Below are 22,616 nucleotides of genomic sequence, written 5' to 3'. Positions count from 1 at the left end.
GTGAACGGGCCGGGTGAGGCGCGTGAGGCGGATCTGGGGGTGGCTTCCGGCAACGGCAAGGGGCAGATCTTCGTGAAGGGGGAGGTCATCAAGACCGTCCCGGAGTCGAAGATCGTGGAGACGCTGATCGAGGAAGCGATGAAGATCGCGGAGCAGATGGAGCGGGATGGGGTGGGGTCGGGGGACCCCCAGGTGTCCGTAACGGGATGAGCCCCTCCCGCCCCTGGGTAACCCCCACCCCGCCCCTTCCCTAAACCCTCCGGGGGCCCGGTGGGGCCGCACCCCGGCCCCCTCCCGCTTCGGGGCTGCGCCCCGGGCCCCGTCTTTCGTGTGCGGACCGTGCTGGGTTGCTCGCGCAGTTCCCCGCGCCCCTAGGCATTTAGGGGCGCGGGGAACTGCGCGCTCAGCCACGAACAACCCGCAGCCGACTACCGGCCCCGTCAGCCGTCAGGGGGCGCGGGGAACGGCGCGACCAGCCCTCCACCGGCCCGCAGCCGACCACCGGCCCCGTCAGGAGGCGCGGGGAACGGCGCGAGCAACCCACCACCGGCCCGCGGTCGACCACCGGGCCTTGAAGGGGCGCGGGGAACTGCGCGAGCAAGCCTCCACGGCCCGCAGGCGGCCACCGGGTCAAGGTGAGGTGCCCCGCGCCCGTAGGCGCATCCCGGGTCGGGGGCGGGGCACGGGGCAAGAGGGGCGGGCGGGGGCGCATACGCCCCCCGGCCCACCGGCCCCGCATCAACCCCACCCCGCCGGGTACAGTGCGGAGATCAGCAGACCGTATGGTGAGGCCCCACGTGTTGACGCAGACCACCACCCGGGTCCTCGAACCCGGTGACCTCGGCGCGGCGCTCGCCGTTCTGGAGAGCGAGCCGGTCGCCAACGCCTTCGTGGCCTCGCGCGTCCAGATCGCCGGCCTCGACCCCTGGCGGCTCGGCGGCGAGATGTGGGGCTGGTACGCGGGCGGCAGGCTCCGCTCGCTCTGCTACTCCGGCGCCAACCTCGTCCCCATCTGCGCCACCCCCGAAGCCGTCCGCGCCTTCGCCGACCGCGCCCGCCGCACCGGCCGCCGCTGCTCCTCCATCGTCGGCCCGGCCGAGCCCACCGCCCTGCTCTGGAAGCTCCTGGAGCCGCACTGGGGACCCGCCCGCGACGTCCGCTCGCACCAGCCGCTGATGGTCACCGAGCGCATGCCGGACGACATAGAACCCGACCCGTACGTCCGCAGGATCCGCAAGGACGAAATGGACGTGATCATGCCCGCGTGCGTGGCCATGTTCACCGAGGAGGTCGGCGTCTCCCCGATGGCGGGCGACGGCGGACTGCTCTACCAGGCCCGCGTCGCCGAACTCGTCGGATCGGGGCGCTCCTTCGCCCGCGTCGAGGACGGCAAGGTCGTCTTCAAGGCCGAGATCGGCGCCGCCACCACGCGCGCGTGCCAGATCCAGGGCGTCTGGGTCGCCCCCGAGTACCGGGGCCAGGGCCTCTCCGTCACCGGCATGGCCGCCGTCCTGCGCTACGCCCTCGCCGACGTCGCCCCCGTCGTGAGCCTCTACGTGAACGACTTCAACACCGCGGCCCGCGCCTGCTACCGCCGCGTCGGCTTCCGTGAGACCGGCGCTTTCATGAGCGTGCTCTTCTGACACTCTCTGCGGAGAGTCGTCGGACAGTAGGGTGCGGCCATGGCACCTTCCTTTGGAGGCGGTCCCCGGAACCCCGAGGTGACGGTCACACCGCTCGACCTCGCCGCCCACGTGGACGAGGCCCTCGCCGTGCAGGCGGTCGCCTTCGGGCTCAGCCCGGAGGAGGTCGGCGTACGCCGCCACATCGTGCTGCGCCACCTCGCCACCCCCGGCGCGCGCGCCCTGGGCGCCCTCACCCCCGACGGAACGCTCGTCGGGTTCGTGTACGGGATGCCCAACGACCGCGCCCACTGGTGGTCCACGGTCGTCGAACCGTATCTGCGCCACAACGGCACCGACGCCTGGCTCGACGACTCCTTCGTGATCACCGAACTCCACGTCCACCCCTCCCACCAGGGCCGGGGCGTCGGCCGCGAGCTCATCACCCGGATCACCGACAGCGCCACCGAGCCCCGGTCGATCCTCTCCGCGATCGACACCGAGAGCCCGGCACGGGCGCTCTACCGCGCGCTGGGCTACCTCGACCTCGCCGGGCAGGTCCACTTCCCGAGCGCGTCCAGGCCGTACGCCGTGATGGGCGCGCACCTGCCGCTGCGCCGGCCGTAAACCGATTTCCACGCGCGCGTGGCGCGCGGATAACCTCCTGAGACCACCCGTGTACGTACAGGAGATATCCCCATGGCAGCCGCCCAGGTCCAGCGCATGTCCCGTCTGATGGTCAAGACACTGCGCGACGACCCGGCGGACGCCGAGACGCTCAGCCACAAGCTGCTGGTGCGCGCCGGATACGTACGGCGCAACGCGGCCGGCGTCTGGAGCTGGCTGCCGCTCGGCAAGAAGGTCCTGGACAACATCTCCCACATCGTGCGCGAGGAGATGGACGCCATCGGTGCCCAGGAGGTGCTGCTGCCGGCGCTGCTGCCCAAGGAGGCGTACGAGGCGAGCGGCCGCTGGGACGAGTACGGCGACCTGCTGTTCCGGCTGAAGGACCGCAAGGGCGGCGACTACCTGCTCGGGCCCACGCACGAGGAGATCTTCACCCAGACCGTCAAGGACCAGTGCACGTCCTACAAGGACCTGCCGGTGATGCTCTACCAGATCCAGACCAAGTACCGCGACGAGGCGCGGCCCCGCTCCGGCGTGCTGCGCGGGCGCGAGTTCCAGATGAAGGACTCGTACTCGTTCGACACGACGGACGAGGGCCTGGCCGCGTCGTACGCGCTGCACCGCGAGGCGTACCGGAAGATCTTCGCGCGTCTCGGGCTCGACTACCGGATCGTCTCCGCGGTGTCGGGGGCGATGGGCGGCTCGGCGTCGGAGGAGTTCCTGGCCCCGGCCGCCGCCGGCGAGGACACGTTCGTGGACTGCCCGGCGTGCGACTACGCGGCGAACACCGAGGCGGTGACCTTCGCGGCGGCCCCCGTGGACGCGGCCGCGGCCGCCGCCGGGGCCGGCCCGGTCGAGGAGCTGGACACCCCCGACACCCCCACGATCGAGTCCCTGGCGGCCCACCTGGGCGTGCCCGCCTCGGCCACCCTGAAGAACCTGCTGGTCAAGGTGGACGGGGAGATCGTGGCGGTCGGCGTGCCCGGCGACCGCGAGGTGGACCTGGGCAAGCTCGGCGAGCACCTGGCGCCGGCCGTGGTGGAGCTGGTGACGGCGGAGGACTTCGCGGACCGGCCCGACCTCGTACGGGGCTACGTCGGCCCGCAGGGGCTCGACAAGGTCCGCTACATCGCCGACCCCCGGGTGGCGCCGGGGACGGCGTGGGTGACGGGTGCGAACAAGGCGGACACACACGCCCGGAACGTCGTGTGCGGCCGTGACTTCGAGGTCGACGAGTACCTCGACGTGGTCGTCGTCCAGGAGGGCGACCCGTGCCCCGCGTGCGGCGCGGGGCTGCGGCTGGACCGGGCGATCGAGATCGGCCACATCTTCCAGCTGGGGCGCAAGTACGCGGACACCTTCCAGCTCGACGTCCTCGGCCAGCAGGGCAAGCCGGTGCGGGTGACGATGGGCTCGTACGGGATCGGCATCTCGCGGGCCGTGGCCGCGCTGGCCGAGCAGACCGCCGACGAGCACGGGCTGTGCTGGCCCGCGGAGGTCGCGCCCGCGGACGTCCACGTGGTGGCGGCGGGCAAGGCGCTCCAGACGGAGGTGGCGCTGGACGCCGCGGAGCGGCTGGCGGCGGCGGGGCTGCGGGTCCTGGTCGACGACCGGGCCGGGGTGTCGCCCGGGGTGAAGTTCACCGACGCGGAGCTGCTGGGGGTACCGAAGATCCTGGTCGCGGGGCGGCGGGCCGGGGAGGGTGTGCTGGAGCTGAAGGATCGGCGGACGGGGGAGCGGGAGGAGATGTCGGTCGAGGACGCGGTGACCCGCCTGCGCGGCTGACCCCCCGGGGCCCGCGCCCCGCCCCCCTCGCGGGGCCTGCGGCCGCCGCTCTCCCCCCTGGCGGGGCCTGCGGCCGCCGCCCTCCCCGCAACCCGCTGCGTCACCTGCGGGCCGGTGGTGGGCTGGTCGCGCAGTTCCCCGCGCCCCTGGGGGGTTGGTTGTCTGCGGGCGGGTGGGGGTTGCTCGCGCAGTTCCCCGCGCCCCTTGAAGGGCCGGTGGTTGTCCTGCGGGCCGGTGGTGGGCTGATCGCGCAGTTCCCCGCGCCCCTTATCGGCCGGATGCCGGCTGTCGGCTGCGGGCCGGTGGTGGGCTGGTCGCGCAGTTCCCCGCGCCCCATGAAGGGCCGGTGGTTGTCCTGCGGGTTCGGTGGGGGCTTGTCGCGCAGTTCCCCGCGCCCCTCGAGGGGCCGGTGGGTGTCCTGCGGGTTCGGTGGGGGCTTGTCGCGCAGTTCCCCGCGCCCCTGGGGGGTTGGCTGTCTGCGGGCCGGTGGTGGGCTGGTCGCGCAGTTCCCCGCGCCCCTGGGGAGCCCGGGGCGCGGGGGACAGAGCGTCAGCCCCAGCACCTTCCACGACCCCCCGAACCCCGTCCCGCCAAGGGGCGCGGGGAACTGCGCGAGCAACCCCCACCGGCCCGCAGATGAACTCCCGGCCGCCAAGGGGCGCGGGGAACTGCGCGAGCAACCCCCGCCGGCCCGCAGGCGAATTCCCGGCCGATGAGGGGCGCGGGGAACTGCGCGAGCAACCGTCCACCGGCCCGCAGATGAACTCCCGGCCGCCAAGGGGCGCGGGGAACTGCGCGAGCAACCGTCCACCGGCCCGCAGACGAAATCCCGGCCTGCCAGGGGCGCGAGCAACCGTCCCACCGGCCCGCAGGGGCATCCCCGGTCGTAGGCGGCACCCCTACAGCCAGCCCGCGAACTCCAGTAGTAGTTCCGCGTCCTGGGTGCGGCCCGCCGCTCTCGCTCGGAGGCCCGACTCCACCGCCCGGAACAGCGTCCAGCCGTGCAGCCGCGTCGCGTCGACCTCCAGCGCGTCCGCCAGTTTGTTGACCCGGCGGCGTGCCACCGACGCGCCGCTGGGGGCCGCGATCAGGTCCTCCACCCGGTCGCGCACCAAACGCGCCAGGTCGTAGGCCCGTTCGCCCACCAGCGGCTCCGGACCCACCGTCAGCCAGGGCGCGCGCTCGGCCGAAAGCACCTTGCTCTGGCGGAAGTTGCCGTGCAGGAGCAGCTCCTCCGGCGGGGCGGCCGCCAGGGCGTCGCGGGCGGCCAGGGCCGCCTCCGCCAGGGGCGCCAGTTCGGACGGCAACCCGGCCCGCATCGGGACCGACTGACGCTCCGTCCGCTCCGCCACCGACTCGAACGCGTGGCCCCCGGGCGGCTCCACCCACAGGCGGCGCAGCGTCCCCGCCGCCTCCAGCAGGGCCTTCGCCTCGGGCAGCGAGCGCAGGGACACCTCGGGGTGCAGGCGCTCCAGCAGGAGGGAGCCCTGGACCGGATCCTCCTCCAGGAGCCGCGCCGCGCCCCAGCCGGCCCAGTGCTCCAGCGCCGCCCGCTCCAGCTCCGGCCGCGCCTCGGCGGGCGCCAGCTTCAGGGCCGCGGGCGTACCGTCCTCGCGCCGTACGAGCAGGACCAGGCTGCTGCGGCCGCCGGGCGCCTGCACCCGCTCCACCGTCAGCCCGCGCCCCGCCACCGCCGCGTCCGCGAGCTCGGGCAGCCGCCCCAGCCAGCGCGCGGCGACGGCGTCCCCGTACGTCTCGCCGAGCGCGCGCACCAGCCGCTCAGGCGGTTCGAAAGCCATACGTGCGTCGTCCCTTGGTCAGCTACCGGTCGGGCCCGGACGTTCGGCGAGCCCCGGAAAGGCTACGCTGCCGCCCCGCCACCGCCCCGCCCGCACCGCCGCCTCCCGCAGCGCGACCGCGGCCTCCTGGCGCAGCGGGCCCTCGGCCGCGCGGACGAGATCGGAGTAGACCCCGGCCACCCGGTCCTCCAGCTCGGCCGCGAGCCGTACCGCGGCCGCCGTGTCCGGCACCGGGAACGGCAGCGCGTACGCGGGCGCGGAGGCGACCGGGGTGGCGCCCAGGTCGCGCACGGTCCGGGTGAGCGCGTCGCGCCGGGCGCGGTGGGCGGCGTACGCCTCCCGCGCCTCGGCCCCGCGCGGCTCGTCGACGCGGCCGCCCAGCACCCCGTACCCGTACACCGCCGCGTGCTCCGCGGCGAGCGCCGCCTGGGCCGCCTCCAGGGCGGGCATCAGAACCGGCATCAGGTTCCCTCCCGCCGGGTCAGCAGATACGCGTGGACCGCGCCCGCGGCCGCCACCGAGGCCAGCAGCCGGGCGAGTTCGGGCGGCGCCGCGGTGAGCGCGGCCAGGTGCCCGTCGGAGATCCGGCGCGCGGTCGCCGCCAGCTCTCCCAGCGCCTCGGCGGGGTCGGCGGGGACGGGCGGGCCGGGCGGGGAGGGCCGCGGGCGGGTGCCCGCGAGCGCCGCCGCGTGCTGGGCCGCCTCCTCGCGCAGGGGGGCGAGCCGGTCCCGTACCCCCGGATGGCGCAGCGACACCGCCTCGTACCGGTCGCGCAGCTCCGCGCTCGCCGCCGCGGTCCGCAGGCGCAGGGCCGCCTCGGCGCGCGCCTTCTGTGCGCGTTCGCGCTCCCGCGTGCTTCGGCCGCCGCCTTGTGCGCCGTCGTCCGAGCAGGCGGACAGCAGCCCGGCCGCGGCGGCCGCGCCGGTCGCCGCGAGGGCGGCTCTGCGGGAGGTCACCGTCCTGCTCACCGGCACGTCTGTCTCCCCTGCGGGCTCCGGCCCCGGGGGCCGTCATGTGATCACCGCAGGCGAGCGTACCCGCGCCGGGCACCGGGTGGACGGCAACACCCCCCGGGACCGGATACCCTTTGATTCGACACGCGACGAACCCACAACAGCACACGCGGCCGAGGAGTCACCCGGATGAGCACGACCCAGAGCGAGAGGCTGCGCGGACTGCTGGAACCGCTCGTCAGCGCCAAGGACCTCGATCTCGAGGAGATCGAGGTCTCCCGGGCAGGACGCCGCCGTACGCTGCGGATCGTCGTGGACTCCGACGAGGGCGTGGAGCTGGACACCTGTGCCGAGCTGAGCCGCGCCGTCTCCGACGCGCTCGACGAGAGCGACGTGATGGGCGACGAGGAGTACGTCCTCGAAGTCACCTCGCCCGGCGCCGAGCGCCCCCTCTCCGAACCGCGCCACTACGTCCGCGCCACCGGGCGGCTCGCCCGGCTGACGCTGAACGAGGGCGGCGAGCTGGTCGCACGCGTCCTGAGCGCCGACGAGGAGGGCGTGGACCTGGAGGTCCCGGGTGTGAAGGGCCGCAAGGCCACCGCCCGCCGCCTCGCGTTCTCCGAGATCGCCAAGGCGCGTGTCGAAATCGAGTTCAACCGCAAGGACAAGAAGGAAGAGGAGGCGTAGCCATGGACATCGACATGAGTGCCCTGCGGGGTTTGGTACGGGAGAAGGAGATCTCCTTCGACCTGCTGGTCGAGGCCATCGAGTCGGCCCTCCTCATCGCCTACCACCGCACCGAGGGAAGCTTCCGCCGCGCGCGCGTGCAGCTCGACCGCGAGAACGGTCATGTGACCGTGTGGGCGAAGGAAGACCCGGCCGACCTGGAAGAGGGCCAGGAGGCCAAGGAGTTCGACGACACCCCGACCGGTTTCGGCCGGATCGCCGCCACCACCGCCAAGCAGGTCATCCTCCAGCGTCTGCGTGACGCCGAGGACGACATCACCTTCGGTGAGTTCGCCGGGCGCGAGGGCGACGTGATCACCGGTGTCGTCCAGCAGGGCAAGGACCCCAAGAACGTCCTGGTCGACATCGGCAAGATGGAGGCCATGCTCCCCGTGCAGGAGCAGGTGCCGGGCGAGGACTACGTCCACGGACTGCGCCTTCGTACGTATGTCGTACGGGTGGCGAAGGGCGTGCGCGGTCCCTCGGTGACCCTGTCGCGCACCCACCCCAACCTGGTGAAGAAGCTCTTCGCCCTGGAGGTGCCGGAGATCGCGGACGGTTCGGTGGAGATCACCGCCATCGCCCGTGAGGCCGGTCACCGCACGAAGATCGCCGTCCGTTCGACGCGCTCGGGCATCAACCCCAAGGGCGCCTGCATCGGCCCGATGGGCAGCCGGGTGCGCAACGTCATGGCCGAGCTGCACGGTGAGAAGATCGACATCGTCGACTGGTCGGACGACCCGGCCGAGATGGTGGCGAACGCGCTCTCCCCGGCCCGGGTCTCCCGTGTCGAGGTCGTGGACATGGCGGCCCGCTCCGCCCGGGTGACCGTGCCGGACTACCAGCTCTCGCTGGCCATCGGCAAGGAGGGCCAGAACGCCCGCCTCGCCGCGCGGCTCACCGGCTGGCGCATCGACATCAGGCCGGACACGGAGCAGCCCTCCGAGCAGGACTGAACACGACGGCCGCGGGGTCCGGGAACAGACCGGGCCCCGCTGCTGTTGCCGTCATGGTGATCTTTTAGGACAACGACCGTTCGATTTTTGCCCCAAAGGGGTGAGGTCGGTACGGGGAGGTAGACTTAAACGTGTCTGGCCGGACGCCTGCCCGCGCATGCCCCGAACGCACCTGTGTCGGGTGCCGGGAGCGAGCGGCCAAGACCGATTTGCTGCGCATCGTGGAGGTCGAGGGCGCTTGCGTCCCCGATCCTCGCGGTACGCTGCCCGGCCGGGGTGCGTACGTTCACCCCGCCTCGGTCTGTCTGGACCTGGCGGTCCGCCGCCGGGCGCTCTCCCGGGCCTTCAGGGTCAAGGAGCAGCTGGACAGCGAGGCTGTGCGTCAGCACGTCGAGCAGGCAGCACCGTAAGAAGAAGTACGGCACGGAACACCGTGCGGTCAGGTACCTCGCGAGTTGGAAGTAGGTCGAGATTGCGATGAGCACTCGATGAGTACGCGATGAGTACGCCCATGAAGTAGCGACGGTCCGGCGGTAACCCGGACCTAAAAGGAGCGAAGTGGCTAAGGTCCGGGTATACGAACTCGCCAAGGAGTTCGGAGTGGAGAGCAAGGTCGTCATGGCCAAGCTCCAAGAACTCGGTGAATTCGTCCGTTCGGCGTCCTCGACGATCGAGGCCCCCGTTGTACGCAAGCTGACCGACGCTTTGCAGGGACCCGGCGGCAACGCCGGCAAGTCCGCCGCGAAGCCCGGCGCGCCCCGCAAGGCCGCGCCCGCCAAGCCCGCCGCGCCCTCCCCGGCGCAGGCGGCACGTCCCGCTGCCCCCAAGCCCGGCGCCCCGGCCCCCAAGCCGGCCGCCGCCGAGGCCCCCAAGAGCAGCACCCCGTCCACGGCGCCGGCCCCCGGCCCGCGTCCGGGCCCCAAGCCCGCGCCGGCCAAGCCCGCCCCGGCGGCTCCGGTCCCCGCGGCCGAGTTCTCGGCTCCGGCGGCTGCTCAGGCCCCCGCGCCGCAGCAGCAGCAGGCCCCGCGTCCCGCGGGTGCCACCCCCGGCCCGCGTCCGGCCGCCCGTCCCGCCGCCTCCGGCGGTCAGGGCGAGCGTCAGGGCGGCGAGCGTCAGGGCGCCCGTCCGGGTGCCCCGCGTCCGCAGGGCCAGGGCGCCCCGCGTCCGGGCGGTGCCCGTCCCGCGGGTCCGCGTCCCGGCAACAACCCCTTCACCTCCGGCGGCTCCACCGGCATGGCGCGTCCGCAGACGCCCCGTCCCGGCGGCGGCGCGCCCCGTCCCGGCGGCGCAGGTGCCCCCGGTGGCGCCCCGCGTCCGCAGGGTGGTCCCGGTGGCGCTCCGCGTCCGCAGGGCCAGGGTGCTCCCTCCGGGCGTCCCACCCCGGGCGGCATGCCCCGTCCGCAGGGCGGCGCCCCGCGTCCGGGCGGTGCCCCGGGCGGTAACCGTCCGAACCCCGGCATGATGCCGCAGCGTCCGGCCGCGGGCCCGCGTCCCGGCGGCGGCCCCGGTGGCCGTGGTCCCGGTGGCCCTGGTGGCCGTCCGGGCGGCGCCGGCCGTCCCGCGGGCGGCGGCTTCGCCGGCCGTCCGGCAGGTCCCGGCGGCGGCGGTCGTCCCGGTGGTGGCGGTGGCTTCGGCGGCCGTCCCGGCGGTGGCGGTGGCGCTCCCGGTGGTGGCGGTGGCTTCGGCGGCGGTCGTCCCGGCTTCGCCGGTCGTCCCGGCGGCCCCGGTGGCCGTGGTGGCACGCAGGGTGCCTTCGGCCGTCCCGGCGGGCCCGCCCGTCGCGGTCGCAAGTCCAAGCGTCAGAGGCGCCAGGAGTACGAGGCCATGCAGGCCCCGTCCGTGGGCGGCGTGATGCTGCCTCGCGGCAACGGCGAGACCGTTCGCCTGTCGCGCGGTGCGTCCCTCACCGACTTCGCGGAGAAGATCAACGCCAACCCGGCGTCGCTGGTCGCGGTCATGATGAACCTCGGCGAGATGGTCACTGCCACGCAGTCCGTCTCCGACGAGACCCTCCAGCTCCTCGCGGGCGAGATGAACTACCAGGTTCAGATCGTCAGCCCGGAGGAGGAGGACCGCGAGCTGCTCGAGTCCTTCGACATCGAGTTCGGCGAGGACGAGGGCGGCGAGGAGTACCTCGTGGCGCGTCCGCCGGTCGTCACCGTCATGGGTCACGTCGACCACGGAAAGACCCGACTGCTCGACGCGATCCGCAAGACGAACGTCGTGGCGGGCGAGGCCGGTGGCATCACCCAGCACATCGGTGCCTACCAGGTCGGTACCGAGGTCAACGGTGAAGAGCGCAAGATCACCTTCATCGACACCCCGGGTCACGAGGCGTTCACCGCCATGCGTGCCCGTGGTGCCAAGTCGACCGACATCGCGATCCTCGTGGTCGCGGCCAACGACGGCGTCATGCCGCAGACGATCGAGGCGCTCAACCACGCCAAGGCCGCCGGCGTCCCGATCGTCGTCGCGGTCAACAAGATCGACGTCGAGGGTGCGGACCCGGTCAAGGTCCGCGGTCAGCTGACCGAGTTCGGTCTGGTGGCCGAGGAGTACGGCGGCGACACCATGTTCGTCGACATCTCCGCCAAGCAGGGTCTGCACATCGACTCCCTGCTGGAGGCCGTCGTCCTCACCGCCGACGCCTCGCTCGACCTGCGGGCCAACCCGGAGCAGGACGCGCAGGGCATCGCGATCGAGGCCCACCTCGACCGCGGTCGCGGCGCCGTCGCCACCGTCCTCGTCCAGCGCGGTACCCTCCGCGTCGGCGACACGATGGTCGCCGGTGACGCCTACGGCCGAGTCCGCGCCATGCTCGACGACAAGGGCGAGAACGTGGAAGAGGCGGGTCCCTCGACTCCGGTCCTCGTCCTCGGTCTCACCAACGTCCCGGGCGCCGGCGACAACTTCCTGGTGGTCGACGAGGACCGTACGGCCCGTCAGATCGCCGAGAAGCGCGCCGCCCGCGAGCGCAACGCGGCCTTCGCCAAGCGCACCCGCCGGGTGTCCCTCGAGGACCTCGACAAGGTGCTCAAGGCCGGTCTGGTCCAGGACCTCAACATCATCATCAAGGGCGACGCGTCCGGTGCGGTCGAGGCTCTCGAGTCCTCGCTGCTCCAGCTCGACGTCGGTGAAGAGGTCGACATCCGCGTCCTGCACCGCGGTGTGGGTGCGGTCACCGAGTCCGACATCGACCTGGCGATGGGCTCCGACGCCATCGTCATCGGCTACAACGTCCGTGCGGCCGGCCGTGCCGCGCAGATGGCGGAGCGCGAGGGCGTCGACGTCCGGTACTACTCGGTGATCTACCAGGCCATCGAGGAGATCGAGGCGGCCCTGAAGGGCATGCTGAAGCCGGAGTACGAGGAGGTCGAGCTCGGCACCGCGGAGATCCGCGAGGTCTTCCGCTCGTCCAAGCTCGGCAACATCGCGGGTGTCCTCATCCGCTCCGGCGAGGTCAAGCGGAACACGAAGGCCCGCCTCCTCCGGGACGGCAAGGTCATCGCGGAGAACCTCAACATCGAGGGTCTGCGCCGCTTCAAGGACGACGTCACCGAGATCCGCGAAGGCTTCGAGGGCGGTATCAACCTCGGAAACTTCAACGACATCAAGATCGACGACGTCATCGCGACGTACGAGATGCGCGAGAAGCCGCGCGGCTGATCGTCGCAGGTGAGTCGGGGCCGGTCGGCGGAGCTTATTTCCGTCGATCGGCCCCGGCCGTTGCGTGTACGGTTCTGATGTCCCCGCCACGTCATCGGCGGGGCCGTCTACCCCGGACCGGCGGGACATCCGGACATACATGTATGTGGGGACGCTGTCCTTCGATCTGCTCCTCGGCGACGTGCGGTCGCTGAAGGAGAAACGCTCCGTCGTCCGGCCGATCGTGGCCGAGCTCCAGCGCAAGTACGCGGTGAGCGCGGCGGAGACGGGCGCCCAGGACCTCCATCGCAGGGCCGAGATCGGCCTGGCGGTGGTCTCCGGTGACACGGGGCACCTCACGGACGTACTGGACCGGTGCGAGCGTCTGGTCGCCGCCCGGCCGGAGGTGGAGCTGCTGTCGGTGCGACGCAGGCTCCACAGTGACGAAGACTGAACACTGAGCTCGAGCAAGGCAAAGAAGGAGAAGGACCAGTGGCCGACAACGCGCGGGCGAAGAAGCTGGCGGACCTCATCCGGGAGGTGGTCGCCCAGAAGCTGCAGCGCGGCATCAAGGACCCGCGCCTCGGTACGCACGTGACCATCACGGACACCAGGGTCACCGGCGACCTGCGGGAGGCCACGGTCTTCTACACGGTCTACGGCGACGACGAGGACCGGGCCAGCGCGGCCGCCGGACTGGAGAGCGCCAAGGGCATCCTGCGCTCCGCGGTCGGGGCCGCCGCGGGCACCAAGTTCACGCCGACCCTGACCTTCGTGGCGGACGCCCTGCCGGAAAACGCCAAGACGATCGAGGACCTCCTCGACAAGGCGCGGGCCTCGGACGCCGCGGTGCGCGAGGTCTCCTCGGGCGCCAAGTACGCCGGCGACGCCGACCCGTACAAGAAGCCCGGTGAGGACGACGAGGACGACGAGGGTACCGCCGCCGAATGAGCAACGTAGAGAAGACGCCGGACGGCCTTGTCATCGTCGACAAGCCGTCCGGCTTCACCTCGCACGACGTCGTGGCCAAGATGCGCGGGATCGCCAGGACCCGCCGCGTCGGCCACGCGGGCACCCTGGACCCGATGGCGACGGGCGTGCTCGTCCTGGGCGTCGAGCGGGCCACCAAGCTGCTCGGGCACCTCGCCCTGACCGAGAAGGAGTACCTCGGTACGATCCGCCTCGGCCAGGACACGGTCACCGACGACGCCGAGGGTGAGATCACCTCGTCCACGGACGCCTCGAAGGTGACCCGCGAGGGCATCGACGCCGGGGTCGCGGCGCTGACCGGCGCCATCATGCAGGTCCCGTCGAAGGTCTCGGCCATCAAGATCGACGGCAAGCGCTCCTACGCGCGCGTGCGCGGCGGCGAGGAGTTCGAGATCCCGGCCCGGCCGGTCACCGTCTCCTCCTTCACCGTGTACGACGTGCGCGAGGCGGTCGCCGAGGACGGCACCCCCGTCGTCGACCTGGTCGTCTCGGTGGTCTGCTCCTCCGGTACGTACATCCGCGCCCTCGCCCGCGACCTGGGCGCCGGGCTCGGTGTCGGCGGACATCTGACAGCGCTGCGCCGCACCCGGGTCGGCCCCTACGGCCTGGACGCGGCCCGCACGCTCGACCAGCTCCAACAGGAGCTGACCGTGATGCCGGTCGCCGAGGCGGCGGCCGCCGCGTTCGCGCGCTGGGACGTGGACGAGCGGCGCGCCGGGCTGCTCCTGAACGGGGTGCGCCTGGACATGCCCGAGACGTACGTCAGCGGGAAGCCGGTCGCCGTGTACGGGCCGGGCGAGCGGCTCCTGGCGCTGGTGGAGAGCCAGCGCGGCAAGGCCAAGAGCCTGGCGGTGTTCGGCTAGGAGCGCTTCGGCGGCCGCGGCCGGGACCCGTCCCGTGCTCCCAAACCTGTGGCGGGCTCCTGACGAGCCCGCCACAGGTGTTTTCACCCGCCGGGGCAGGCGCTCGTAGTGAAAGAGGGGAGCACTGGGGGGCGCTTTCGCCTCGCGTTCTTCTCGGGCGGATCATGCCAGAACTACCGTTTCGGACATGCGACGCGGGGACGGTGACGGGGGCCGGGAGACACTGGTACGGATCTGCGATCTGGCGGGACGTACCCGGGGCACCGGCTTCGTCGCCGACGACCGCGGCACCGTGGTGACCAGCCACGAGGTGGTGGACGGGCTCACCCGGGTGGTGCTGCACGCCCCCGGCGAGCGGACCTGCCTCGCCGAGGCCGACGCCGTGACCCCGCTGCCGGAGGCCGGGCTCGCGCTGGTGCGCACCGAGGGCCTGGACATGCGCCCGCTGCCGGTCGCCGCCCGGGAATCGGTCGCGCCGGGCACGTACGTACGGATCGCCGCGCACGGGTGGCGCGAGGCGCGGGTGCTCGGCGAGTCACCCGTCACCTACACCGCCACCGACCGCTTCCACCTCCTCGGCTCCGCGCTGGAGCTGGCGATCGGCACCGAGGGCGCCGACGCGCTGCGGCTGGGCGGTGAGGCCGCGGGCGGTCCGGTCCTGGACGCGGCGACCGGTGCGGTGCTCGGGGTGCTCGGCACCGCGCTGCACGCGGCGCACCAGGCGGCCGGGTTCGCGGTGCCGCTGCGCCCCGACGGCGGCCCGCTCCAGGAGCTGCTTCGGCGCAACGCGGCGACCGTCCCGGGGTACGGGGAGGACCTCAACCTGGCGGGCGCGCTCCAGCTCACCGCGACCTCCGTGGGCTCCGCCGACGGGCCCGGCGAGCGGCGCGAGCCGGTCGAACGGCGGCTCACCGTACGGCACTTCACCGACTTCGCGGCCGGACCCGCCCGCGTCCTCGGCCTCGTCGGCGACCCCGGCACCGGCCGCACCACCGAACTCGCCGCCCTCGCCGCCCGGCGCGCCCGGGGCGCCGAGCCCGCGCCCACGGTGTGGCTGCGCGGCGCGGATCTGCGCGCGGGCGACGGCTCGGTGGCCGACGCGGTGGCGCGGGCGCTGCGGCAGGCGGGCCGGATCGTGGCGGCCGCGGGGGCGCCCGGTGACATGGAGTGCGCCACCCCGGAGCGGGTGGCCCGGCTCGCCTCCGACGCCGGGCGGCCCCTGCTCGTCCTGCTGGACGGGCCCGAGGAGATGCCGCCCGTCCTCGCGCACCGGCTGCCCGAGTGGACGGCCGGGACGGCGGCCTGGCTGCGCGAGGCCGGGGCGCGCCTGGTGGTCGCCTGCCGCCCCGAGCACTGGGAACAGGCCGGGGCGCTCTTCCCGCCCGAGTCGCTGTACCCGGCCGAGGCGCCCCGGCTGCCGCACGCCGTGCGGATCGGCGACCTCTCCCGCAAGGAGGCGGCCCGGGCGCGCGAGCGGTACGGCATCCCCGACGGCGCCCTGGCCGACGGCGCCGGGCGCCATCCGCTGACCCTGCGGCTCCTCGCCGAGGTGCGCGAGGCGCTGCCGGGCGAGGTGCCGGGCCGCCCGGGCCGCGAGGACGTCTTCGCCGCCCATCTGGACCTGATGTGCCTGCGCGTCGCGGTACGGCTGGCCGCCGCCCGACGCCCCCCGCTGCGCGGCCCGGCCGTGCGGCGCCTCGCCGCCCGGGTCTCCGGCCGGGTCCACGAGGCGGCCCGGCGCTGCCTCGGCCCCGGCCAGGGCGAACTGGACCGCGAGAACTTCGAGGAGATCTTCCCCTGGCGCACCGGCTGGGCCTCGGCGGTCCTCACCGAGGGCCTGCTGGTCCCGGCGGGCTCCGGCTACCGCTTCGCGCACGAGGAGCTCGCCGACTGGCTCCAGGCCGCCCACCTCGACCTGGACGCGGCCCTGCACGCCCTGGTCCACCGCTGGTGCGAGGACGCGCCCGCGGGCGACGCCTCCGTCCCGCCCCGGCTGCCGTCCCGCCCCGGCACGAGCGGCCCGGGCGGCGACGCGGCGGAGTACGTGCCACCCCCGCCGGGATCGCGCGGCGCCGGGGCGGCGGGTCCGGACGACGCCTCCACCCCGCCCCGGCTGCCGTCCCGCCCCGGTACGAGCGGCCCGGGTGACGACGCGGCGCAGTACGTGCCGCCCCCGCCGGGATCGCGCATGGCCGGGGGAGCGGGGCCGGACGACGGCCCCGTCCCGCCCCCGGACGCCTCCGCCGGACGGCCGCACTCCGGTGTCGTCCCCGACCAGCGCCGCGCGCCGCGCCGCGAGGACGGCAGACGGGGCAGGCGCTTCCGCCCCGGGCCGCCGCCGCCCGCGCCCGGCGCGCGCGCCGAGCCGCCGTGCGACGAGCCCCGCACCCTTCCCGTCCCCCGCCACCGCATCGGCCCCGTCCTCCAGGCCCTGCTCCTCCTCGACCGCGAGCAGGGGGCCGACCGGCTCGCCCCGCACCTGGCCAAGCTGGTGGACGCGCTCGACCGGCTCGCCGCCGGGCCCGGGACGGCTCCCCCGGAACGGGCGGAGGACGCCGGCTGGTGGGCGGTGCACCTGCTCACCCAGACGCTGCTGCGGGTGCCCGAGCCCCGTTCGTACCTCTGTGTGCTGCGGCTGCTCGCGGACCGGATCAGCGAGCGGTCGGTGCGCGAGGGCGGGCCCGGGCGGCTGGGCGGGCTCGGCACGTTCGGGCCGTGGTTCTGGCAGCGGCTGCGGATCGGCGACGACCGCCGGATGGAGCTGATGCGGCGCCTGGTCCCCGCCGACGGGGCGCCCGGCCACGCGCCCGGCTGGGAGCGCTACCTCGACGCCGTGGACCGGCGCCTGGCGGCCGAGCCCCGGAGCGTACAGCCGCTGCTGTGCCGGTGGTTCACCGACGAGCGGCCGCTCCCGGCGCCCCCGGGCAGCGAGATGCGCCCCACCGTCGCCGGGGCCGCGCAGGCCCTGCTCTACGCGCGCCGCTCGCTGGCCGTCGACGACCTGACCGAGGCGCTGGTGGCCACCGCGCACGCCCGCGCGGACGAACTCCTGGCCGCGCTCGCCGAGGACGAGCCGTCCGCGCTCTGCCGGGCCGTGGACCGCTGGGCCCACGACGACCGGCCCGAACGGCGGGTGGCCGCCGCCGCGTACGGGCCGCGCGTCGCGCCGTACGCCACCACCGGCGCCGACCGCGACCTGCTGCGCTACGCCGCGCTCGCCCTGCTCGCCCGGCCCGCCGACACCCCGCTGCACGGCGCCGCGCTCGGCCTGCTCGTCCGCGACCCGTGCACCCGCGCGCGCTACCTCGACACGACGCTCGCCCGGTACACGGGCGGCGACCCCAAGCTGCCCGCCTCAGCCCTCCTGGCCGCCCTCCCCACCCACCCCGAGCCGGTCCTCGCCGCCTTCCAGACCCGTCTGGACCAGCCGGGCGACGCCGCCGCCGAGGTGCTGGAGGCGCTCGCCGAGATCAACACGCCCGCGCTCGCCCGGCGCGCGGCCGCCCTCGTCCGCCAGTACGTGGACCGCCACCCCGAGGGAGCCGTCCACGCCGCCGCGTTCGTGGAGCGCCGCCTGGAGTACGGTCCCGCGGCGCGCGCGGTGCTCTTCCCGCTGGTCACCTCCGTCCTGCGGGCCTGTTCCCCGCAGGTGCGCCGGGCGCTGGCGCCGGTGCTCGCCGCGCCCGGCAGCCGCACCTCGCGCCCCCTGCGGGCCGAACTCCTGGACGTCCTGCTGGAATACGAGCGGTACGAGTCGCGGGACCCCGCGGTGCTGCACGCCCTGCTGCGGGCCGCCGCCCTCGGGGCGACAGCGCGGCCCGAGGCCCGCACCCGCGACCTGGTCCACCGCACCGGGCTGCTCCTGGTGCGGACCCCCGAGGGCGCCTGCTGTTTCGACCGGCGGGTGGTGGAGCTGGCGAGGGAAGTACCGGAATTCGCCGTTCAGGTCGCGGGCTGGCTCGCCCAGGCGCCGCACGAGTGGTCCGCCGTGATCGGGCCGAGCGCCCGCCGCATGGTCGAGGCACTTGCGGTGCCCATGCCGATGAGGGCCGAACCCGCCGGGCATGGCAGTCTTAGACCTGTGTGAGAGGACCCCTCTCACGTACACGGGTTCGGATTTCGGGCGAGTTTCGGGCGAGGAGCGGTCACAGTGCAGCGCTGGCGTGGCTTGGAGGACATTCCCCAGGACTGGGGACGCAGCGTCGTCACCATCGGCTCCTACGACGGGGTGCACCGCGGTCACCAGGTGATCATCGGGCGGGCCGTGGCGCGCGCCCGTGAGCTGGGCATCCCCTCCGTCGTGGTGACCTTCGACCCGCACCCCAGCGAGGTCGTGCGGCCCGGCAGCCACCCGCCGCTGCTCGCCCCGCACCACCGGCGCGCCGAGCTGATGGCGGACCTGGGTGTGGACGCGCTGCTCATCCTCCCCTTCACCAGCGAGTTCTCGAAGCTGTCACCGGCCGAGTTCGTGGTGAAGGCGCTGGTCGACAAGTTGCACGCGCGCGTGGTCGTCGAGGGACCCAACTTCCGCTTCGGCCACAAGGCGGCCGGCGACGTGGAGTTCCTGGCCGAGCAGGGCAAGACGTACGACTACGAGGTCGACGTCATCGACCTCTTCGTCAGCGGCGAGGCGGGCGGTGGGCAGCCGTTCTCCTCGACCCTGACCCGGCGTCTGGTCGCCGAGGGCGACGTGGCGGGCGCGGCCGAGATCCTGGGCCGCCCGCACCGGGTCGAGGGCGTCGTGGTGCGCGGCGCGCAGCGCGGCCGCGAACTGGGCTACCCGACGGCGAACGTGGAGACGCTGCCGCACACCGCGATCCCCGCGGACGGCGTGTACGCGGGCTGGCTCACCGCGAACGGCGAGCGGATGCCCGCCGCGATCTCGGTCGGCACCAACCCGCAGTTCGACGGCACCGAGCGCACGGTCGAGGCGTACGCGATCGACCGCGTCGGCCTCGATCTGTACGGGCTGCACGTCGCCGTCGACTTCCTCGCCTATGTGCGCGGCCAGGAGAAGTTCGCGTCGATCGAGGCGCTGCTGGAGGCGATCGGGCGCGATGTGAAGCGCTCGACCGAGCTGATCGAGGCGCACGAGGCGCAGGCCTAGCACGCGTCCGCCGCTCCGCGCGGCGACCGCCGTCGGCGGATCAGAAGGCAAGCCCGAAGGGCCCGTACCGTCGCCAAGACGGTACGGGCCCTTCGGTGTCGCCTCTCGCCGCTCCTACTGCTGCTGAGGCGGCTGCTGCTGCCACCCCTGCGGCGGCTGCTGCCCCCCGTACGGCTGGGGCTGCTGCGGCTGCTGGGGTGCGTACGGCTGCGGCTGCGGCTGCGGCTGCGACTGCGCCTGCCCGGGGAAGGGCTGCCCCGGAACCTGCTGCCCCGGGATGTGCGGCTGGCCGGGGACGGCTTGGCCCGCCTGCGGCGCGTACTGACCCGGCATCGGCGGGGCCATGTGCGGCGGCGGGTTGACCCCGTCCCCCGTCCACAGCCCCTGCTGCTGCTGGGCCCGGACGAAGTCCTCGGCCACCAGCGCCGACAGGTGGAAGTACGCCTCGCGCGTCTTCGGCCGCATCATGTCCAGGTCGACCTCGGCGCCCGCCGCCAGATGCTCGTCGAACGGGACGACCACGACCCCGCGGCAACGCGTCTGGAAGTGCTGGACGATGTCGTCCACCTTGATCATCTTGCCGGTCTCACGGACCCCGGAGATCACCGTGAGGGAGCGCTGGACCAGGTCGGCATACCCGTGCGCGGAGAGCCAGTCCAGGGTCGTGGACGCGCTCGACGCGCCGTCGACCGACGGGGTGGAGATGATGATCAGCTGGTCCGCGAGGTCGAGGACACCGCGCATCGCCGAGTACAGCAGACCCGTACCCGAGTCGGTGAGGATGATCGGGTACTGCTTGCCCAGGACGTCTATCGCCCGCCGGTAGTCCTCGTCGTTGAACGTCGTGGACACGGCCGGGTCGACGTCGTTGGCGATGATCTCCAGACCCGACGGCGCCTGCGAGGTGAACCGGCGGATGTCCATGTACGAGTTGAGGTACGGGATCGCCTGGACCAGGTCGCGGATGGTCGCCCCGGTCTCGCGGCGCACCCGGCGGCCCAACGTGCCCGCGTCGGGGTTGGCGTCGATCGCCAGGATCTTGTCCTGCCGCTCGGTCGCCAGCGTCGCGCCCAGCGCCGTGGTGGTCGTCGTCTTGCCGACACCGCCCTTGAGGGAGATGACCGCGATCCGGTAGCACGACAGGACCGGCGTACGGATGAGGTTGAGCTTCTGCTGCCGCTCGGCCTCCTCCTTCTTGCCGCCGAACTTGAAGCGGGAGGAACCACCCGCGTTGCGGCTGCTCTTCGCCTTCTGCTTGTTGTTGCGCAGCAGCCGGTCGGAGGAGAGCTCCACGGCCGCGGTGTACCCGAGCGGCGCGCCCGGCACGGACCGCTCGCGCTGGTCGTGGGCGACGGGGGAGGGCCACCCGGTGCCACTGCGCGGGTCCACGGGCCCGGCGGGCGGCTGCGCCTGCGGCAACGGCTGCGGCAACGGCTGCGCCTGGGCGTGCGCCTGGGGCTGCGGTTGCGGCTGGGCCTGCGCCGGCGGTTGCGGCTGGGCCGCCTGCTGCTGGCCCTGTTGCTGGCCGTGCTGCTGGGGGAAGCCGTAGCCGCCTTGGGGAGCGTGGGGCGCCTGCGGCTGGGGCGCCTGGGGCGCCTGCGGTACGGGCGGGTTCTGGGCCGGGATGGGGGCCGGGGTGGGCTGCGGGAAGCCGTAACCGCCTTGCGGAGCAGGGGTGTTGGGGGCGCCCGGCGTGCCCGGGTGCGGGAACCCGTAAGCGCCCTGCGGGGCGGGGGCGTTGGGGGCGGGAGCCGGTGCCGGAGCGCTCGGCGTGGCCGACTGCGGGAAGCCGTAACCGCCCTGGGGGGCCGGGGTCGGGGCCGGGGTGTGGGGCTGGGGCGCCGAGAAGCCCGGCTGGCCGGTGGGCGGTACCTGCTGCGGCGCCGAGGCGTTCGGCGTGCCCGGGACCTGCGGCTGGTCGCCCGACGGCACCGGCCACCCGGGCTGCCCGGCCTGCGGCTGCGGCTGATGCGCCGGTACGGGCCACTGCGGCGCCGGTGCGGGCGCGGCGGGCTGGTACGCGGGCGGCAACGGCGGCAGCCCGGCCTGCTGAACCGGCGCCTGGCCAGGCTGCTGACCGGACTGCTGGGCTTGCGCTGCCCACGGCTGATCGGCCGGGACGACCGGGGCCGCCGGTGCGTCGTGGGGAACGGCGTCCTGGGGCGCGGCATTCTGCGGAGCCGCGTCCTGGGGAGCCGCGTCCGTCACCGCGGGCACGGCGTCGGCCGGCTCAGCGGGAACGGCCGGGGGCGCCAGCGGCGCGGCCGTCACGTAGTCACCGGAGTCGGCGGGCTCACCGGCGTTCTGACCGGCGGGCGCGACCGGCGCGGCCGAGGCCGCATCGCTCGGTTCACCGGCACCGGCACCGGCACCGGCACCGGCACCGGCACCGGCACCGGAAGCGGACGCGGAGGCGACAGCGGCCGGGGCGGTGGCAGGGGCGGGCTCCGGTTCGCCCGAAGCCGCGTCGGTGTCCGCGGCCGTGTTCTCGGGGTTCACCGGACCGGAGGCCGCGGCCTCGGGCTCGGCCTCCCCCGTACGGTCAGCACTGGCACTGGCATTGGCCCCGGCATCGGCGTCCGCGGGGGAGCCGGCGTCCTGGGCAGGGTTCACCGCGGCCTCGGCGTCGGCCCCGTCCTCGACGGCGGGCGCGTCGACGGGCTTGTCGTCCACGGTCGGCGCGGCCTGCGCGGGCGCGGGAGCCGCGTCCGTCACGGCAGGGGCCTCGGCCATGGGGGCGCCGGACGCCTCATCCGTGCCCGTAGCCGTACCCGCAGCCGGGTCCGTACCCGTACCGGCACTCGGACTCGGGCCCGTGACCGGGTCCGTGCCCGCCTCCGCGGCCGCCGCGTCGGCCTTGGCGGCGTCCGCCTTGGCCAGCCGCTCCGCGAGCTCCCGCTTCAGCGAGCCCGGCGAGAACCGCATCGTGGCGCCGCTCTCGATGTCCCCACCGCCGAACGGCTGCGGCTCGGCCGCCGCCTGCGGAACGGGAGCCTGAGTCGAGGCCGCGGCCTCGGCCGGGGCGGGTCCCGGCGCGGCCGGCGTGGTCGTCCAGGTGGGCTGGAAGCCACCGCTGGAGGGCAGCCCGGGCACCGCCACGGGCGGCCCGGCGGGCGGCGGGGGAGGCGGCGTCGCCGCGTCCGCGCTGGGCGCCGCGTTCTGCGTGTACCAGGCGGGCGGGGTGTAGTCGATGGTGAACTCACCCGTGGGCTCGGGATCGGCGTCGGACCGATTCTCGTCGCGCGCGTTCCCGCCGGTGCGGAACTGGTCCTGATCGCTGTTCACCGGATTCCTTTCGTTCGCAGGCCGTCTCAGCCTAATCGCCGACAACACCGCACCGGCAGGCCCGGCCACCCCTCACCGACTGTCCCCTCCATCACGACGTGCCCGTGGTGCTGCCGTCAAGTGACAGCGGGGCGGCGTTGTGCGGCCGGAGGGTGAACGAACCGTTCACACGCCCCGCTCAGGCCGGTCGTACCTGCTCTGATTCCCCGTGCTTCTGTGGTCCTGTGGTCCCTGGGTCCCTGTGGTCCCGCTGGTCCC

General features: G+C 74.2%; 17 protein-coding genes. 13 read left to right on the top strand and 4 right to left on the bottom strand.

Translation table 11 applies throughout. The features are described from left to right. From ABZ404_RS37740 to ABZ404_RS37725, 4 genes are all read left to right on the top strand, one after another. Positions 1-210, top strand: a 210-nt coding sequence (locus tag ABZ404_RS37740; RefSeq protein ID WP_358991608.1) for a flavodoxin-dependent (E)-4-hydroxy-3-methylbut-2-enyl-diphosphate synthase, incomplete at its 5' end; no start/stop codon positions are given. Positions 211-800: 590 nt separating this feature from the next. Then, entirely contained in the window at positions 801-1,643 is an 843-nt protein-coding gene (locus ABZ404_RS37735) for a GNAT family N-acetyltransferase (protein ID WP_358837597.1), read from the top strand. 39 nt (positions 1,644-1,682) lie between these two features. Beyond that, positions 1,683-2,249 (top strand): GNAT family N-acetyltransferase, encoded by a 567-nt coding sequence (locus ABZ404_RS37730; RefSeq protein WP_358837596.1) that lies wholly within the window; start codon positions 1,683-1,685, stop codon positions 2,247-2,249. A 72-nt stretch (positions 2,250-2,321) separates the two neighbouring features. Further along, positions 2,322-4,034 carry a proline--tRNA ligase gene (locus ABZ404_RS37725; protein ID WP_358837595.1) on the top strand — a complete coding sequence of 571 codons (1,713 nt, stop codon included), beginning with the start codon at positions 2,322-2,324 and terminating at the stop codon, positions 4,032-4,034. Positions 4,035-4,933: 899 nt separating this feature from the next. Here the strand turns inward: ABZ404_RS37725 and ABZ404_RS37720 are convergent. Genes ABZ404_RS37720 through ABZ404_RS37710 form a run of 3 tightly spaced genes read right to left on the bottom strand, consistent with a single transcriptional unit; the run spans position 4,934 to position 6,807 of the window. Then, entirely contained in the window at positions 4,934-5,833 is a 900-nt protein-coding gene (locus ABZ404_RS37720) for an aminoglycoside phosphotransferase family protein (RefSeq protein ID WP_358837827.1), read from the bottom strand. A gap of 18 nt (positions 5,834-5,851) precedes the next feature. Beyond that, positions 5,852-6,295: a ferritin-like domain-containing protein gene (locus ABZ404_RS37715; RefSeq protein ID WP_358991605.1), complete on the bottom strand. Its 444-nt coding sequence runs from the start codon at positions 6,293-6,295 to the stop codon at positions 5,852-5,854. Further along, positions 6,295-6,807 (bottom strand): hypothetical protein, encoded by a 513-nt coding sequence (locus tag ABZ404_RS37710; protein WP_358837667.1) that lies wholly within the window; start codon positions 6,805-6,807, stop codon positions 6,295-6,297. Before ABZ404_RS37710 ends, ABZ404_RS37715 begins: the two co-directional genes overlap by 1 nt. A gap of 168 nt (positions 6,808-6,975) precedes the next feature. Between ABZ404_RS37710 and rimP the strand changes: the two genes are divergently transcribed. The 9 genes from rimP (at position 6,976) to ABZ404_RS37665 (ending at position 19,073) form a co-directional block, all read left to right on the top strand. Further along, positions 6,976-7,473 carry a ribosome maturation factor RimP gene (rimP, locus tag ABZ404_RS37705; protein WP_358837668.1) on the top strand — a complete coding sequence of 166 codons (498 nt, stop codon included), beginning with the start codon at positions 6,976-6,978 and terminating at the stop codon, positions 7,471-7,473. Positions 7,474-7,475: 2 nt separating this feature from the next. After that, on the top strand, positions 7,476-8,468 hold the full coding sequence (gene nusA / locus ABZ404_RS37700; RefSeq protein ID WP_358837669.1) for a transcription termination factor NusA: 993 nt from the start codon (positions 7,476-7,478) through the stop codon (positions 8,466-8,468). Between the two features lie 131 nt (positions 8,469-8,599). Beyond that, complete coding sequence (locus ABZ404_RS37695) at positions 8,600-8,878, top strand: YlxR family protein (protein ID WP_358837670.1); 279 nt, start codon at positions 8,600-8,602, stop codon at positions 8,876-8,878. Between the two features lie 148 nt (positions 8,879-9,026). Further along, positions 9,027-12,134, top strand: coding sequence for a translation initiation factor IF-2 (gene infB, locus ABZ404_RS37690; RefSeq protein WP_358991602.1), 3,108 nt, complete (start codon positions 9,027-9,029; stop codon positions 12,132-12,134). Between the two features lie 139 nt (positions 12,135-12,273). Next, positions 12,274-12,567, top strand: coding sequence for a DUF503 domain-containing protein (locus ABZ404_RS37685; protein WP_358837274.1), 294 nt, complete (start codon positions 12,274-12,276; stop codon positions 12,565-12,567). Positions 12,568-12,605: 38 nt separating this feature from the next. Further along, on the top strand, positions 12,606-13,064 hold the full coding sequence (rbfA, locus tag ABZ404_RS37680; RefSeq protein WP_358837275.1) for a 30S ribosome-binding factor RbfA: 459 nt from the start codon (positions 12,606-12,608) through the stop codon (positions 13,062-13,064). Beyond that, entirely contained in the window at positions 13,061-13,966 is a 906-nt protein-coding gene (truB, locus tag ABZ404_RS37675; protein ID WP_358837276.1) for a tRNA pseudouridine(55) synthase TruB, read from the top strand. Before rbfA ends, truB begins: the two co-directional genes overlap by 4 nt. A 187-nt stretch (positions 13,967-14,153) precedes the next feature. Further along, positions 14,154-18,053 (top strand): serine protease, encoded by a 3,900-nt coding sequence (locus tag ABZ404_RS37670; protein ID WP_358991599.1) that lies wholly within the window; start codon positions 14,154-14,156, stop codon positions 18,051-18,053. 63 nt (positions 18,054-18,116) lie between these two features. Beyond that, a complete protein-coding gene (locus tag ABZ404_RS37665; protein ID WP_358834529.1) occupies positions 18,117-19,073 on the top strand; it encodes a bifunctional riboflavin kinase/FAD synthetase in 957 nt (318 codons plus the stop codon). 114 nt (positions 19,074-19,187) lie between these two features. On the opposite strand, the gene ABZ404_RS37660 is transcribed toward ABZ404_RS37665, so the two are convergent. Beyond that, positions 19,188-22,358, bottom strand: coding sequence for an SCO5717 family growth-regulating ATPase (locus ABZ404_RS37660; RefSeq protein WP_358834528.1), 3,171 nt, complete (start codon positions 22,356-22,358; stop codon positions 19,188-19,190). Positions 22,359-22,616: the final 258 nt, after the last annotated feature.

The sequence above is a fragment of the Streptomyces sp. NPDC005878 genome, assembly GCF_040629815.1.
Lineage (GTDB): Bacteria > Actinomycetota > Actinomycetes > Streptomycetales > Streptomycetaceae > Streptomyces.
The sequence above is the reverse complement of the archived record's forward strand: the minus strand, read 5'-3'. Positions and strand labels throughout refer to the sequence as shown.